This is a genomic window from Mongoliitalea lutea (assembly GCF_014652135.1).
Lineage (GTDB): Bacteria > Bacteroidota > Bacteroidia > Cytophagales > Cyclobacteriaceae > Mongoliitalea > Mongoliitalea lutea.
The window spans coordinates 64,772-80,536 of sequence record NZ_BMYF01000025.1; the positions used below are offsets into that span (position 1 = coordinate 64,772).

At 40.9% G+C, this 15,765-nt stretch carries 13 protein-coding genes and 1 riboswitch; of the genes, 7 read left to right on the forward strand and 6 right to left on the reverse strand.

From position 1 onward, the window contains the following. Positions 1 to 18 precede the first annotated feature (18 nt). The 4 genes from IE080_RS17210 to IE080_RS17225 form a co-directional block, all read right to left on the reverse strand. Positions 19 to 1,293 (reverse strand): YaiO family outer membrane beta-barrel protein, encoded by a 1,275-nt coding sequence (locus IE080_RS17210; protein ID WP_189585655.1) that lies wholly within the window; start codon positions 1,291 to 1,293, stop codon positions 19 to 21. Continuing rightward, positions 1,268 to 2,731: a glycosyltransferase family 2 protein gene (locus tag IE080_RS17215; RefSeq protein WP_189585658.1), complete on the reverse strand. Its 1,464-nt coding sequence runs from the start codon at positions 2,729 to 2,731 to the stop codon at positions 1,268 to 1,270. The genes IE080_RS17210 and IE080_RS17215 overlap by 26 nt, the downstream gene beginning before the upstream one ends. After that, positions 2,728 to 3,867, reverse strand: a complete 1,140-nt coding sequence (locus IE080_RS17220) for a HEAT repeat domain-containing protein (RefSeq protein ID WP_189585661.1) — start codon at positions 3,865 to 3,867, stop codon at positions 2,728 to 2,730. The genes IE080_RS17215 and IE080_RS17220 overlap by 4 nt, the downstream gene beginning before the upstream one ends. 71 nt (positions 3,868 to 3,938) lie before the next feature. Beyond that, positions 3,939 to 4,301, reverse strand: coding sequence for a response regulator transcription factor (locus IE080_RS17225; RefSeq protein WP_189585664.1), 363 nt, complete (start codon positions 4,299 to 4,301; stop codon positions 3,939 to 3,941). A gap of 246 nt (positions 4,302 to 4,547) precedes the next feature. Between IE080_RS17225 and IE080_RS17230 the strand changes: the two genes are divergently transcribed. From IE080_RS17230 to IE080_RS17255, 6 genes are all read left to right on the forward strand, one after another. Beyond that, positions 4,548 to 6,254 carry an amidohydrolase family protein gene (locus IE080_RS17230; protein WP_189585666.1) on the forward strand — a complete coding sequence of 569 codons (1,707 nt, stop codon included), beginning with the start codon at positions 4,548 to 4,550 and terminating at the stop codon, positions 6,252 to 6,254. A gap of 7 nt (positions 6,255 to 6,261) precedes the next feature. After that, a complete protein-coding gene (locus IE080_RS17235; protein WP_189585669.1) occupies positions 6,262 to 7,644 on the forward strand; it encodes an amidohydrolase family protein in 1,383 nt (460 codons plus the stop codon). Positions 7,645 to 7,667: 23 nt separating this feature from the next. Next, positions 7,668 to 8,963 (forward strand): amidohydrolase family protein, encoded by a 1,296-nt coding sequence (locus tag IE080_RS17240; protein ID WP_189585673.1) that lies wholly within the window; start codon positions 7,668 to 7,670, stop codon positions 8,961 to 8,963. 14 nt (positions 8,964 to 8,977) lie between these two features. Beyond that, positions 8,978 to 9,298, forward strand: coding sequence for a YbjQ family protein (locus IE080_RS17245; protein ID WP_189585676.1), 321 nt, complete (start codon positions 8,978 to 8,980; stop codon positions 9,296 to 9,298). A 166-nt stretch (positions 9,299 to 9,464) separates the two neighbouring features. Beyond that, the gene (locus IE080_RS17250; RefSeq protein WP_189585678.1) at positions 9,465 to 11,366 is read left to right on the forward strand and encodes a fumarate reductase/succinate dehydrogenase flavoprotein subunit; all 1,902 of its coding nucleotides are present in this window, start codon (positions 9,465 to 9,467) and stop codon (positions 11,364 to 11,366) included. 1 nt (position 11,367) lies between these two features. Next, positions 11,368 to 12,099 (forward strand): succinate dehydrogenase/fumarate reductase iron-sulfur subunit, encoded by a 732-nt coding sequence (locus tag IE080_RS17255; protein ID WP_189585680.1) that lies wholly within the window; start codon positions 11,368 to 11,370, stop codon positions 12,097 to 12,099. Here IE080_RS17255 and IE080_RS17260 read toward each other — a convergent pair. Next, complete coding sequence (locus IE080_RS17260) at positions 12,096 to 13,004, reverse strand: DUF4097 family beta strand repeat-containing protein (RefSeq protein ID WP_189585683.1); 909 nt, start codon at positions 13,002 to 13,004, stop codon at positions 12,096 to 12,098. The two genes, IE080_RS17255 and IE080_RS17260, sit on opposite strands and share 4 nt — an antisense overlap. A 219-nt stretch (positions 13,005 to 13,223) precedes the next feature. Next, a riboswitch (SAM riboswitch) is annotated at positions 13,224 to 13,333 on the forward strand. A 137-nt stretch (positions 13,334 to 13,470) separates the two neighbouring features. Between IE080_RS17260 and IE080_RS17265 the strand changes: the two genes are divergently transcribed. Continuing rightward, entirely contained in the window at positions 13,471 to 14,526 is a 1,056-nt protein-coding gene (locus IE080_RS17265; RefSeq protein ID WP_189585685.1) for a homoserine O-acetyltransferase family protein, read from the forward strand. A 3-nt stretch (positions 14,527 to 14,529) separates the two neighbouring features. On the opposite strand, the gene IE080_RS17270 is transcribed toward IE080_RS17265, so the two are convergent. Then, the gene (locus IE080_RS17270) at positions 14,530 to 15,648 is read right to left on the reverse strand and encodes a DUF4221 family protein (RefSeq protein ID WP_189585688.1); all 1,119 of its coding nucleotides are present in this window, start codon (positions 15,646 to 15,648) and stop codon (positions 14,530 to 14,532) included. Positions 15,649 to 15,765: the final 117 nt, after the last annotated feature.

Below are 15,765 nucleotides of genomic sequence, written 5' to 3' on the forward strand. Positions count from 1 at the left end.
TAGGGATTTAGCAAGATGTTAGAATTTGTAATTAATTGTCACAGAAAATTCAAATTCCTGTTGTGTTCTACCTGGAAAAAATTCCTGATAATTATACGTAGCCTGTACACCTGCAACAATGGTATTGCCCAGCAAACGATGATAGCCCACTCCTGCACGGTAAGAATCCAATGCTACTCGATTTTCAAACTGACCAAGTGTGGGTCTTTCGTCAGGAGAAGTTCCATATCCTAAAATAACGGTTGCAAAATCAAATCGGCTATCGATGAAATACCTGTAAACCAATGTAAATGCAGGATAAAAATCTTCCTCTTCATTTTGAATAAAGGCCCTCAAGTTCAGCCAACTGGAACCAATATATTTCCCTCCACCCAGCACGATTGAGCGAAAATTTCTTCTACCTTCTGGAGGATTGATACTGTTGTAGCGAAGGCCAGCCTCCCATTCCCAACCTTTGTCCAGATTTTGAAAAAAGGAGTAAGAATAGCGTTGCTCTGGAAATACCAAGGAAGAACTGAATGCAACCCCTGCATAGGAATACGAACGTTTACCTGTAAAGAAATAGGATTCCAACTCATACTGAACACCTGAATCGATGGATTGTCCTGCACTCAGACGGTTAGCGTAATTCACTCTTCCGATAATAGATCCCCATCTTCTTTCCCGTATAAACTGTGCGCCCACCAAATGCCAAGGCCCTACTCCATCCCGATCAAATGCAGTTATTGAGTAATTCACTCCTACCCGTTGATTATCCAAACGCAATTCCAAATTGATTAATTGCTGCCTCAAATCGGAATCTTCCGGAAAGCGCTGTACAAGTGTTTTTAAGTAATCAAATTCTGTTCGGATATCTTCATCTAAGCGAATCAATGCGAGTTTTAGCCTGTAAAATTGTCCTTTATCTGGGAATTGCTGAATAGCTTGATCAATCACTTTCAACCCAGCTTCCATTTCACTCTCTTCCAATTCTAAGCCTGCTAAATACGTGTAAGCATCTTCATATTCTGTGCTTTTCTCTAAGACATAATTAAGAAAATAACGGGCGCTATCCGCTTGTCCTGTAAATCGATAAAGTCTTCCCAATAACAAATGGAAATCCAAGTAGTCAGGCGCTAACGAAGCTCCATGCCTTGCCATGGCGATCGCCTTCGGATAATCCTTTTCTTTATTGGTTGCTTGGATTGCCGCAATCAAAAGACTATCTGTGTCTATTTTCTGAGCGTAAGCTTCCACAGAAGGCCCCAGAACCAATGATAGGCAAAAACTAAGCGTTAGAAATGTTCGTTTCATTTGATGTCTTTTTTTTAGCTGTTGTAAAACCTTGTCTTTGCATGTTTCCCCACTTCTGTTCTTTGTTGGTTAGGAAGTGGTAATACCCTTTCATGGAAGCATACACATTGAATGGATGGTAAGCAATTGGTTCCAATACTGCCTTCCAAACCAATTGAAAGACTTCTCTTTTTCGGCTGTAATGTCCATAAAATAACTCATCCCAAAGAACAGAAAGAAGTGTTACTGTCAAATAAAACAGGTACACCACTCCAGTAGCTTTGATAAAATAAGCAGTGTTTACATCTATCAAAAAGAAGCTTAAAATCAGAGCTGTAAGACCTAGTACCTCTAAGATGGGAACCAAAAACTCATAAAGCCAGAAATAGGGAAGGATAAGAAATGCAGTTCTTCCATATTTTGGTCTGAACAACATGTCCCTATGCAGGTATAAGGTCTGAATTAAACCTCTAGCCCAACGAACCCGCTGACGAATCAATACTTCCCTGGTAGCCGGCACCTCTGTCCAACACAGGGACTCCGGAATATAAGTAATTTCGAAAGGCATTTGATTGTCACACATATACTTCCGCATACGGGTAATCAACTCCATATCTTCTCCAAGGGACTTATGCCAATAGCCTCCTGCTTTGATTGCAATTTCTTTATCAAACAGACCCAAACCACCAGAAACCAACAAAAGTCCATTGATCTCACTCCATGCCATCCTTCCCATCAAAAAAGCACGGACATACTCCAACTCCTGAAAAGAAGCCCACCAATTCTGTGGAAATCGGATTTTCATCAAAAAGCCATCCTTGACTTCACAGGAATTGGATGCGCGGATTGCTGCACCAGATGCAATCGTTCTTTTTTTAGAGGTCATAAATGGTTTGGCCAGCTTCATGATGGTATCACTTCTTAGAATACAATCCACATCTGTACACAGAAACAAGGGATGCTTGGCTGAATTGATACCTGCATTGGAGGCATCTGCTTTACTTTTACCGTTTTCCTTGTCTACCACCAATAATTTGGAATACACAGGATTGGTGGATTTGTAATGTCCTCTTATTGGATGGGTGTGGATTTTTTCTTCGTAGTAAAAATCAACCTTTACCAATTCAAACTCCTGGATTAACTTTTCCAAGGTATCATCTGTACTTCCATCATTGATGATGACGACCTCAAAATTTGGGTAGTTAAGCGAAAGAAGTGAACGGACATTATAGATGATATTCAAACCCTCATTAAAAGCAGGAGCAACAATTGATACGCCTACCAAATTATTGGATTTTACCAACACTTCATCTTTGATGATATATTTAGCATTGTTGTATCGCTTAATTGCTAAAAAAGAACCGAGCGCCATCGCTACATAAAACAATATGTAAATACTAGCAAAGCCTACGATGAAAATTTCAAAAACCTTTAACAATAATTCTAAAATCTCTTTCATTCGGACAAATAAGGGTCTAGTACATGTGCCTTTGCTGCCTTTAGTGATTCGTTGGATTCAAAGCTACGCTGCTCAAAATCTCCATCCAAAGAAGAAAGTGCATACATGGATGCAATAACTACCTCAGATGTTTGTGGACTTTGGATTAAATCCAACAAAAACGTGGCTGCGTCTTCACTTCCAATTTCGCTGAGAGTTTTGATGATTTCCAATTGATTTTCCTCTGATTCTTCCGCAAACCTACTTCTGAGAATAGGCTCCGCTTCAACTAAAAACAGTCTTCTACATGCCTCAAAAGCCGCAAGTCTAACTTTTGGGTTTTCTGCATGAAGAAGCTTTACCACCTCATCTGCAGAACTCAAATCATTGTAATATACTATCAATTTAACTGCAAATATCAACTGACTGGGCTCTTTAAAATTTAACCATGAAGCCAAGTTCGGTGGCTTTTTGATTTTTTTTCGTTGGATAATCTCCAAGATATTCAAAGCCTCCACCAAACTGATGGATTCAGTATATTCTTCCAATACACTTAAAGGGCCATCCTCGGCCAAAGAAATATATGTAATCAAAGCAGAAGACCGAAGATTAGGATTTTTAGAAGTTATAAGTTTTTTAACCAAAGACAATTTCCCTCCGTACTTCAACTCTCTCCAATAGTACAATCCCTTAGTTTTATAAAACCAAAACGGGGACTTCACCAATGCCAACGTGTAATCCTGCAATCCTAATTTGAAGTAAATAGAGAGTAACTTGGATGTTACTTCTCCTTTAAAATTTCTGTCCAAATCAATAATATTTTGGATCAATAAATCCTTACACCAATTTTTGTCGATTGGTACTCTTTTCTTGAACTTGCTGATTTGATCGTCATAACCTTCCTCAGATTGGTCATCAGAAAAAATTAGTTCCGATAAGAAATTATTGATTTTGTTTTGAAGGATTTTCCGGCGACTACCTGAACGAAACTTTCTCGACCTGACAATGTATAACTGAAAGACCAAGTAAACTACTGATAGCAGTAAAACAAATAAAGCGACATTCAGCGCATGTGATAAATAAGATCCATCCCGAAAGCGGATAAATTCATCTACAAAGCTGAATGCCGCTAAAATATAAGCGGACGAATAAGTCATAATAATTTGTTGGTAAGGTCTTTTACCTTCGTAATTTCTCAGTAGAGACTAAATGTCCAAAACCATTAAGATCAATGTCGCAACAATCGATTGACACGTACGGATAACTCATTGGGATTGAATGGCTTTGGAATAAAATCTGATGCACCCATTTCAAACGCCTTGATTACTGTCGCTTCTTCTTCTCCTAATGAACTTAGGACAATTACCGGAATCTTAGGATTGATTTTCTTAGAGTGATTAATGATCTCAATACCATTTTTATATGGAATCATCACATCAGTAATAATCAAGTCGTGATGCCCATTTTCAATAGCATCAAGTCCTTGAATACCATCCTCTACAGTAGTAACATGATATCCCTCCTTGTTCAACCTAAAGCGCACTAAGCTAGATATTAATTTATCATCTTCTATTAGTAGCACACTCTTCATGTTTGTTTAGTTTTAAAATTCTTGGCAGATTATAAAGATACACTAATAAAACTCTAAGAACAACAAAATAAATTTCCAAAATGTTCAAATTTATTTTGCAAAAATACAAATATCATAATTTGTAGTATAGCTTAAAATATTTGCCGTTCTTCAAATAATGAGTCAAAAAAAGTAAAAAAATTTTTTTACTCATCATTTCTGAGGTAGCTTTCTGATACGTTAAATCAATTAAACCACCATTTTCTGATGATATTCCAATCACAAACCATCAAGAACTTAGGATTGATGCTTTTGGGGATTTTCTTGAGTGTATCGGGCCTGCATAGCCAAAGCGACCCGACAGCACAAAAGAGAGTCAGTGGCACCTACGTCATACAAAACGTCAATCTAGTAGCAAGCCCTGGTAGTAATGCTACACAAACATCCATACTTATCAAGGATGGACTGATACAAGAAGTCGGTAGAAACTTACGCGTTCCCGCCGAAGCACAAATTATCGCAGGTGATTCTTTATATGCCTATCATGCTTTTATTGATGTATTTACTACTGCAGGAGTTTCCCGTCCGGCTGACCTAGAGAGACCTTCTGACTTCAACCCTTCCAAGCCATCCGATGAAATTGCCGGCATTACTCCATGGAGGCAAGTATTGGACTATTATGATGCTAAAAACAACAGCGTCACAGAATGGAGAAAGCTAGGTTTCACTATAGCACAAGTAGCACCGGAAGGTGGTATGATACCGGGCAAGACTGCACTAGTAACCTACGGAGGACCAAATTCCAGCAATGTTATAGGTAGGCAAAATGCCCTGCACGCAAAATTGAGAAATTCAGGAGGAGGAAGAAGTTTGTATCCGGGCACCACGTTAGGGGTTATGGCGAAATTCAGAGACGTATATAAGAACGCAGAATTGTCGGCCAAACATGATCGTACGTTCGCATCCGCTGCTGGAATCAACAGACCGGAAAGAAATAAAACCTATGAAGCCCTCTATCCTGTCATCGACAAACAAATTCCAGTTCTTTTTGAAGTAACAAACGATTTGGATGCTCGAAGAGCGATGATGCTTCAAAAAGAATTAGGCTTTTCATTAGGATTGATAGGTTTACAAGAATCAGACAACCTTATTGCTGATATTAAAAGAACAAATACCATGGCAGTTTTGAGTTTAAAATTGCCTGAAAATGGCGCTTCAAAAGCGAAAAAAGATGCTTTAACAGATGAAGGCGGAGAAAAATTAAAACGTGTAGAAGAAGCCTATCAGAAAGCACTTGGACAAGCTGCATCTTTTGAGAAAGAAGGAGTTCCATTTGCATTTACCAGTGCTGGTATCAGACCTTCTGATTTCAATAAAAACTTAGATTTGATGGTTAAAGCCGGTCTATCCGAAAAAGCGGCCTTAGCTGCATTGACCACCAATGCCGCAAGCATGTTGGGGATTTCCAGATTTGCAGGCACTGTAGAAAAAGGTAAGCTAGCGAACATCATGCTGACTACAGGCCCTCTGTTTGCTGAGAACACCCAAATCAAACATGTGATCGCAGATGGGTATGTTTTCAACTATGAGGTAAAAACTGCCAAAAAAGAAAGTAACGGAAACAACTCTAATGGTTCGGCAGACTTAAGTGGCTCATGGGAGTATATCTCCGAAACCCCTGCTGGCAGCGGAAGTGGAGTCATGGAAATCAAAAGGGATGGATCTTCCTATGCAGGAACCATTACCTATGATAGTCCTACGGGTGCAGGTAAAGATACCGCTGACATGAGAAATATTTCCTGGAATAATAATGAGTTGAAATTCACATTTTCGGTTTCTGCTGGCGGAATGAATTTGGATGTGAATGTCAGTGGCTTAGTGGATGGTTCCAATTACTCTGGTAATCTTTCTATCGCTGATTTTGGAAGCTTTCCATTAACAGCTACCAAAAAACCTAATCAACTCAATCAATAGAAAACTTATGAAAAAGATATTACAAGCATTCTTGATCAGTCTATTGCCTATGAGCTGGTCAGTTGCCCAAACCCCGACAGGATCGGTTTTAATCAAAAACGCTCATGTGCTAACTGTGACCAATGGTGATTTAGAAGGTACAGACGTTTTAGTAGAAAATGGAATCATCAGAAGAATAGGCAAGAATCTTTCTGCTCCTGCATCTGTGGAAGTGATTGAGGCTAACGGGATGTATTTGATGCCCGGGATAATTGATGCACATTCCCATGTGGCTTTGGATGCAGTCAATGAAGCTACTGCACCTATTACATCCGAAGTAAAAATGGCCGATGTGGTCAATCCTTACGATATAGGACTATACAGAGCCTTGGCAGGCGGCGTGACAATCTCACATGCCATGCACGGTTCAGCAAATGCTATTGGAGGTCAAAACATTACCTTGAAGCATCGATATGGTTCTGGAAATCCAGAAGACCTATTTATGAAAGAGGCTCCTCGGACAATCAAATTTGCACTGGGCGAAAACCCAACCCGTGTACATGGTAGAGGCAATGGCATTCAACCTAGAACACGGATGGGTGTGGATGCAGTCATCAGAAATGGATTTAATGAAGCTATCCAATACAAAAAAGCATGGGAAGCTTACAACAACGCTTTAAAAGTAAGAGGCGCTACTCCTGTTCCTCCCAAATACGATGAGCGCTTGGAAACCTTGGCAGACATCTTGGATGGGAAAATCATCATTCATTGTCACTCCTACAGAGCAGACGAAATTTATGGATTAATCAATACATGTAGAGAGTTTGGCATTACCAATATCGTATTCTCACACGTCAATGAAGGCTTCAAAGTAGCTCCTGAGCTGGCGGAATACACCATGGGAGCCTCAGTTTTTGCTGATTGGTGGGCGTATAAGTTTGAAGTTTATTATTCTACAGCTTACAACGCTGCTATCTTAACAAGAAACAATGTCATCACTTCCATCAACTCCGATTCAGGAGAATTGATTAGACACTTGTATCACGAGGCTGGAAAAGCGCAACGTTACGGAGAGTTAAATGATCAGGAAACATTGGCATTGATAACCATCAATCCTGCCAAGCAACTAGGAATTGCAGATAAAGTAGGTTCGATTGAAGTAGGCAAGCAGGCTGACCTGGTACTGTTCAATGAACATCCACTATCCATCTACGCCATCCCTCAAATGACATTTGTGGATGGGGTGAAGTATTTTGATATTAATGCTGATGACAATGATATGCGTTTACGTGTCAGTGCTTCAGAAGTCGTAGAACCTATCTTCTTGAAGGAGCACGAACACCGCTGCATGCATGGGGTAGATTTCTTCTTTACCAACTTCGGCAGAAGCTTATTTAATCATTCACATTAATGCAGTTCCCAAACATAGAAAACATGAAAAAGATCTTATCCTTTATCCTGAGTTTGGTTTTACTGCCTTTCTTGGGATTCGCGCAATATGACGGTGAATTCGTCAAACCTAAAAATGGTCGCTTTTTATTGCAAAATGCTACCATCGTCACAGTCACGAATGGTACCATCCAAAACGGAAGCATTTTACTTGCCAATGGCAAAATCCAAGCACTAGGCCAACAAGTAGATGCTGGAGATGCTGAAGTAATTGACTGCACGGGTTTATTTATTTATCCCGGATTAATTGACGGTGGAAGCCGTTTGGGTTTGGTGGAAGTTGGTTCCTTAGCCGAAACACAAGACTATGCTGAAATCGGACAGGTAACTCCAAACATGGAAGCCTTAGTTGCTGTGAATCCCAATTCAGTGGCCATTCCAGTAACCCGTGTCTCAGGAGTAACGACTACTTTAACCATGCCTTCAGGAGGCCTATTTCCAGGAACAGCGGCTTTAATCAATCTTAATGGATACACTCCTGATCAAATGTATGCAGGTTTCAAAGGCGTAGTGATGAATTTCCCATCCTCTGCCCGTAGAAGCACATGGGATAGAAGAAGTGATGATGATATCAAAAAAGAGTTTGAAAAAGCTCAGGAAACGCTGAATGAAATTTGGGAAAAAGCAACCACCTATCACCGCCTAAAAACTGCTGGTGCAGCATTGGAATATTACCCTGAAATGGAACACTTATCTAAAGTGGTTGCGGGTGAATTACCTTTATTGGTAGAAGTCAATGCAGCTACTGATATTTTGAAAGCAATCGAATGGATTGCGTCCAAAGAGGTAAAAGCAATCCTAACAGGCGTAGCAGAGGGCTGGAGAGTAGCCGAGCAGATTGCCGCTGCCAAACTTCCTGTTGTAACAGGTCCTATGCTATCGATACCTACTCGTCAATCAGATCGATACGATGCAGCTTACACCAACCCCGGCAAAATGGCCAAAGCAGGCGTGAAAGTAGCTATCCGAGCCAATGACGCTGAAAATACCAGAAACCTACCTTTCAATGCTGGATTTGCCGCAGCGTATGGAATGGGTAAGGAAGAGGCGTTAAAAGCCGTTACGATCTACCCTGCAGAAATCTTCGGCGTTGCTGACAGGTTAGGTTCATTGGAAGTTGGAAAAGATGCTACCTTATTAGTTTCTACTGGCGATCCATTTGAAACCCGAACACAGATCAGACATGTATTTATCGACGGCTACAGGGTTCCTATGAGCAACAGACATATTAAGTTGTATCAGGAGTTCTTGGAGCGTTCGCCAGGATTAGAAAAAAATTAATCAAATTTTCGCATATGATTGTATCAACCACACCTTCACTAGAAGGATACGCAATTACAGAATACCTTGGAATTGTTTCCGGGGAGACCATTATAGGTGCCAATGTTTTCAAGGATTTCTTTGCCAGTATTACGGATATCGTCGGTGGCCGGGCAGGTGCTTACGAGCGCGTACTTCGGGAAGCCAAATCCACAGCCATGTCTGAAATGCAAATGCAAGCCCGTGCTTTTGGGGCCAATGCAGTAGTTGGCATCGATCTGGATTACGAAACCATTCGTGATGGCATGCTGATGGTTACTGCATCGGGAACGGCGGTGAAGGTCACCAAGCTTTAAGTACACTACTTATAAACCTGTGGCAGATTCATTGCCGCAGGTTTTTTTCTTCCCCATGAAAACCCTTGAAGCTACTTTGGTACTTTTTATTATTTGATTATCAATCCCAGTCTAGAATATTCAAGAAATTCTTCTTAGTTTAGGGGGGTAACGTTTTTTTCATGCTATGATAAATCCTAAAATTCCCGATGGACCATTGGACAAAAAGTGGGAATGGTATATCGCCAAGGCCCGTTTGATTAATCCTGCCAACCGACGAAAATACAAAGCTATTGTAGTTGGTACTGGATTGGCCGGAAGTGCCATCTCCGCTAGTTTGGCTGAATTGGGCTTCCAATGTGAAGTGTTTACTTACCATGAAAGCCCCCGACGAGCACACAGTGTGGCTGCCCAAGGCGGCATCAATGCTGCCAAAGGGTATAAAAATGATGGAGACAGCGTATGGCGCATGTTTTATGATACCTTGAAAGGTGGAGATTTCAGGTCCAGAGAAGCTAATGTTTTCCGAATGGCAGAATGCTCCATGGCCTTAATCGACCAAGCAGTTGCCCAAGGCGTCCCTTTCGCTCGGGAATACGGGGGTTATTTGAGCAATCGCTCCTTTGGAGGGGTACAGGTAAGCAGAACTTTTTATGCCCGCGGACAAACAGGACAGCAATTGTTACAGGGAGCATATCAGGCACTGATGCGGCAAGTTGCACTCAAGCAAGTCCAACTCAATACCTCTCACGAGATGATGGACTTGATCCTGGAAAATGGAAAAGCCAAAGGAATAATTGCCAGAAACTTGGAGACGGGAGAATTGAGCATTCACCATGCAGATACGGTTATCTTGGCCACAGGAGGTTATGGAAAGATCTATTACCTTTCTACCTTAGCGATGAACTGTAACGGCTCTGCGATTTGGCGTGCTCACAGGAAAGGGGCTTACTTTGCCGCACCTAGCTGGACACAGTTCCACCCTACTTCCCTACCCCAATTAGGCAATCATCAGTCCAAGTTGACATTGATGTCAGAGTCTTTGAGAAATGATGGAAGAATTTGGGTTCCCCAAAAAGCACATGACACAAGAGCTCCACATGAAATCCCCGAAGATGAACGTGATTATTACTTGGAACGCAAGTATCCATCGTATGGAAACTTAGCACCACGGGATATTTCATCCAGAGCGGCCAAAGAGCAAATTGATGCAGGCAAAGGTGTAGGACCTATGAAAAATGCAGTGTACCTGGACTTTCAGACATCCATACAACGGGACGGAAAAGAAACCATCCAAAAACGCTATGGCAACCTTTTCGATATGTACGAAAAAATTACCGGTGTAAACGCCTATACATCACCTATGCTCATTTCACCTTCCGCACACTTTTCAATGGGCGGATTATGGGTAGACTATGAGCTTCAAAGTAGCATACCAGGGCTTTTTGTATTGGGTGAAGCCAATTTTGCAGACCATGGCGCCAACCGCTTGGGAGCAAACTCCTTGCTTCAAGCATGCGTAGACGGATATTTTATCGCTCCACATACCATCATGAACTATTTGGCGGGTGAGCAACCCAAACAACAGGTACCAAATGATTTTGGTCAAGAAGAATTGAAACTTACGGAAGAGCGAATTGGCCGATTGATGAAAATTCAAGGAAATAAGACGGCTGAGCAGTTTCACCGGGAATTGGGAGGTATCCTGACCAATAAATGCGGTCTTGCCAGAGAAAAATCTGTAATGAAAGAAGGACTTCAAGCCATCAAAGATCTTCAACAAGAATTTTATAAGTACTTAAAAATCCCTGGCTCAACTAAGCAGCTGAATATGGAATTGGAAAAAGCTGCACGTGTGGAAGATTATTTGGAATTGGCACAACTGATTTTCCACGATGCTTTGCAACGGGAAGAATCCTGCGGCGCCCATTTCCGCGTGGAGCATCAAACTCCAGGTGGAGAGGCCAAGCGTGACGATTTAAATTTCCAATTTGTATCTGCTTGGGAATATGCAGAGGGCAACTTCAAACTCCACAAGGAGGACTTACATTTCGAATTTATCCAACCACAAGAACGAACCTACGCCTGATATGAAATTAACCCTGAAAATATGGAGACAGGCATCCAAGACTGCTAAAGGCTCATTTGAGACCTATCAACTCAATGATCTACATCCTGAAATGTCTGTACCGGAAATGTTGGACGTGTTGAATGAGCAATTGATTTTATCGGATAAAGAACCGGTGGCTTTCGACTCAGATTGTAGAGAAGGTATTTGTGGACAATGTGGATTTGTTATTAATGGGGATGTTCACAGTCCAGAGAAAGGGGTAACTACCTGTCAAACCCATTTAAGAAGTTTTAAGGATGGAGACACCTTGGTAATTGAACCCTTCCGCGCAAAAGCATTTCCTATCAAAAAAGACTTGTGCATAGACCGAAGAGCATTTGACCGCATCATCATGGCAGGTGGCTATATCAGTGTCAATACTGGTCAAGCGCCTGAGGCAAACAGTACCCGAATTTCCCATGAATTGGCAGAGGAAGCTTTTGATTCAGCTTCTTGCATCGGTTGCGGCGCTTGTGTGGCTACTTGCAAAAATGCCAGTGCAGCCCTTTTTACAGGAGCTAAGATCAGTCATTTGGCCATGTTGCCCCAAGGAAGCATAGAAGCAGGAAAGCGGGTGAAATCAATGGTAGCTCAAATGGATAAAGAAGGCTTTGGTTCATGCACGATGACCAAAGCCTGTGAAGCCGTTTGTCCCCAAGGAATATCAGTTGCTAACATTGTGAGGATGAATAAGGAATACTGGAAAGCTTAATTTACAATCTCCAACTTACCTGAACCCACTTCCCCTCTTATAGTGGCAGTTGCTCCGTTATTCAATACTAAGCTTCCGGAATTAGTATTATTACCAACTCTTGCACTTCCAGAACCAGTAGTGATGTTGAAATTAAAACTATTCAAGTTGCTGGTGGTCTGAATGTAGATATATCCAGAGCCAACGCGGGGGGCCGTTAGATTTGATAATCCTGTACGAGTTGCAAAAATTTGTCCTGAGGTTACAGTAACATTACCCGCTCTTGTAACTTGATTGAGTTCTACATTTCCAGATTGATTGGTAACATTCACAAGTCCATTTACTTGTGAAATTGACATTTGTCCTGAAATTAATTCAGCATCAACATTTCCATCAACTTTGGTTAATACTGCTCTACCTGAATTGACCTCTAGGTCCACATTACCAGTCAAATCCTGCGCATCAATGGCTCCTGAATTAGTTGAAAGCTCAATATCATTGACTGTCAAATTGCGAAGGTTCATAGTACCTGAGTTGGTTTCGACGTCGATTTGAGATGATACAATGTTTTCTATTGCGATAGTACCATTTTCTGTTTCGATATCAATCATCATGTTTCTTGGTCCTCTTAGCACGATAGACCCCTCACCTCTTGCATTGCCTAAGCCTCCTCTTTTATCAAGTTCGACGATTAGCTTGGAACCATCAACACGATACTCAATATTGAATCTTCTATTAGAATTGGATAATAATTGTGCAGTTAAATTCACAGATTGTCTACCTGCTTCTCCTACATAAGTTACATCCAAAAATTCACCATCAACTTCTATGGAAGTAATGCCTGAAAAATCCTCATTAATATCTTCTACTAGATCTAGGTTGTTATCTAAGCAAGAAGTTAGAAAAAACAGAGCAAAGCTAAGCATTAAGAAAGGTTTGATAATTAGGGTGATCTTACTGTTAGATTGAGTCATGTTGAAATTTATTAGTTTCGTTTTCATAGGATAATGATGTATGAATCATGCGATAGCGAAAGGAATGCCAATTTTTGTAAAACAGTCAGTTCTAAAAAAATATTTAGTAATCGTTGGATAATCCAACTTCCAACTATTACTTTGCAGTATCCTTTCACTTTTTAGTGTTCGGATTTATACAGAAGAGGCGAGAGACAGGCTCTATGACCCTCTGGCAACCATCCAAGTGGAAAGGTGCCAATTCCTGCCGACTGGAATATCTCCTTTCGGAAATATAAATTCAACAAGTATGACACGTACAGCTTATCAGCATTAACACATCTTATCTAGCAGTAAACGAATTATTTGATCGTTTCCTCCTATGGCAGTCAGCCAATTGTTTCCTCCTTGTGTTACATCTAACTAGTTTACCTTTCCCATGAATTTGATTAGCAGTTATTATACCATCGATATGAGTCAAGACACCTTCATCCATCATGAACCCTTCACACTAGAATCCGGAGAAGTTTTACCCGAGTTTGAGTTATCCTTTACCACTATGGGTCAACTCAATCCCGCCAAAGACAATGTCATTTGGGTAATTCATGCCTTAACAGGTGATGCTAAGGTTTCCGACTGGTGGAATGGGCTTATTGGTGAAGACCGCTTCTATGACCCTTCAAAGCATTTTATCGTGTGTGCCAATTTATTGGGCTCAAGCTATGGTAGCACCTCTCCCCTGTCAGTGAATCCTATTTCAGGAGATTTCTATTATTATGACTTTCCACATATCACTCCCCGAGATATGGCAAACTCTTTAGATTTGTTAAAGCAGCATTTGGAAATCGAAACCATCGATACCATTATCGGTGGTTCCTTGGGTGGTCAGGTTGGATTGGAATGGGCTTACCTACTCCAAGACCGAGTAAAACACAGCATAATCATTGCCTCCAATGCCAAGGCCACACCATGGATAAGGGGTTTTAATGAAACACAACGAATGGCCATTGCATCAGATTGCACCTGGGGAGAACGGCAGCCGGAAGCAGGGAAAGATGGCTTAAAAGCAGCTCGTGCCATTGCAATGCTATCGTATAGGCACCCAAGAGACTTCGAACTCAAACAAGATGACCAGGAAGAAAAACTGGACAATTACCGTATTTCCTCCTATCTCCAATATCAAGGACAAAAGCTTGCCAAGCGCTTCAATGCCTATTCTTATTGGACTCTAAGCAAAGCAATGGATGCCCATGACTTGGGAAGAAAAAGAGGTGGCTTAGTAAAAGCTTTGCAAGAAATCCCAAGCAAGGTCTTAACCATTGGCGTGGATACGGACATGTTGTTTTTGAAAGAAGAATCCCAATTGATCGCCAAACATGTTCCAAAAGGCACCTACAGAGAGATAAGCTCCCACTTGGGGCATGATGCATTCCTCATTGAGTATGAGCAGTTGAGCTATATTCTAAGCAGTTTTTACTTGGAAGACACAATTTGATGATCACTTGATAGTCAAGAGCTCAAAAACCAGCACACCCTCTTCTATATCCGACCGGTTGGGATGTGTGGTACAGACCCACACACCTGCTGCATCGGAATACAGTAATTGAGGATTGTAAGCATTCGTTGGAAACAAAAACTCTCCTTGCTTTTCATAGGATGAATTCACCAAAACCATTCCCCATCGAGATGGGATAAATTCCATTCCAAAAACCTCTTCTTCAGGTTTTTCCTCAAACTTTATAATTCTAGCAAGGAGTTGCTGCTTTGTCAATGGAAAGAGCTCCCAGTAAGCATCTGAATAATTTAACAAGCGCATAATTTCATCCATATCTTCAAAAATATCTTTGGAAGAAGATGGAGGCATAGGAGAAAATTGACTAAAGGAAACTTCTTTTTGTAGCAATTCTCCTTCTTGATACACCCAAATATCCCTAAAATTATGGTTGATGATTACAGCATTATTTAGCCCCTTAAATAAGGTTGGCATAATGTTTTTATTAAGATTAGTTCCTAAGAAATCGGCAGCAAAGGTAGAAATAACACTGAACTCGCTCGAATTCAAATCCAAGTGAAGCAAATTAGGAATTGCTATAATCTCTTCTACACTTAAGGTATTCCAAGCAAATGTAAGCGGCGCCGCAGAAAAATAAACACCTGATTCTAAAACGATAAAATTGAAATTCAACAAAGAAATATTCTGTGCTAACAGACTTTCGTTAGGAATCGAAACACGTCTCAGGATAGTACCATCTGAATCGAATTGGATTAGTTTATCTCCAAAAGTCGAAACCCAAAATGACTCATCATATCCCCATTGAACATCCTGACTAGGTCCGCCTAATCCATCCGGACCATCAGCTTCCAAACTAATCACTAAAGGAGAAACATCATCAAGGCCATTGTAGATGGCTATTTCTGAGGTCCGACTGTTAATTACTAAGATTTTTCCAGCAGCCGATACCCTCCAACCTAGGCTGAATTGCCCCCAACCGTCAGGTAGCTGAAGCTGCTTGGTCTGTCCAGTCAATTCAATAACCAGCGCATCATTTTGGTAGGATTTGGTGCCACATGCAAGAAATAGCAATCCAACAAAAGCTAAGAGAAGGATTCGAACCATAGTTTTTGTTTTAAATTCACTAGTGTCCGAGAAACGATTTTAAAATAAGGGTAGATTCAATTGCTTAAACCTACCCTATTTTGTGTACTTTGTGTTTACGACAACATAAATTACACA

Excerpts from the sequence above, each read along its gene's own strand:
- IE080_RS17210 (WP_189585655.1), bottom strand. The coding sequence starts at position 1,293 with ATGAAACGAACATTTCTAACGCTTAGTTTTTGCCTATCATTGGTTCTG.
- IE080_RS17215 (WP_189585658.1), bottom strand. The coding sequence starts at position 2,731 with ATGAAAGAGATTTTAGAATTATTGTTAAAGGTTTTTGAAATTTTCATC.
- IE080_RS17220 (WP_189585661.1), bottom strand. The coding sequence starts at position 3,867 with ATGACTTATTCGTCCGCTTATATTTTAGCGGCATTCAGCTTTGTAGAT.
- IE080_RS17225 (WP_189585664.1), bottom strand. The coding sequence starts at position 4,301 with ATGAAGAGTGTGCTACTAATAGAAGATGATAAATTAATATCTAGCTTA.
- IE080_RS17230 (WP_189585666.1), top strand. The coding sequence starts at position 4,548 with ATGATATTCCAATCACAAACCATCAAGAACTTAGGATTGATGCTTTTG.
- IE080_RS17235 (WP_189585669.1), top strand. The coding sequence starts at position 6,262 with ATGAAAAAGATATTACAAGCATTCTTGATCAGTCTATTGCCTATGAGC.
- IE080_RS17240 (WP_189585673.1), top strand. The coding sequence starts at position 7,668 with ATGAAAAAGATCTTATCCTTTATCCTGAGTTTGGTTTTACTGCCTTTC.
- IE080_RS17245 (WP_189585676.1), top strand. The coding sequence starts at position 8,978 with ATGATTGTATCAACCACACCTTCACTAGAAGGATACGCAATTACAGAA.
- IE080_RS17250 (WP_189585678.1), top strand. The coding sequence starts at position 9,465 with ATGATAAATCCTAAAATTCCCGATGGACCATTGGACAAAAAGTGGGAA.
- IE080_RS17255 (WP_189585680.1), top strand. The coding sequence starts at position 11,368 with ATGAAATTAACCCTGAAAATATGGAGACAGGCATCCAAGACTGCTAAA.
- IE080_RS17260 (WP_189585683.1), bottom strand. The coding sequence starts at position 13,004 with ATGCTTAGCTTTGCTCTGTTTTTTCTAACTTCTTGCTTAGATAACAAC.
- IE080_RS17265 (WP_189585685.1), top strand. The coding sequence starts at position 13,471 with ATGAATTTGATTAGCAGTTATTATACCATCGATATGAGTCAAGACACC.
- IE080_RS17270 (WP_189585688.1), bottom strand. The coding sequence starts at position 15,648 with ATGGTTCGAATCCTTCTCTTAGCTTTTGTTGGATTGCTATTTCTTGCA.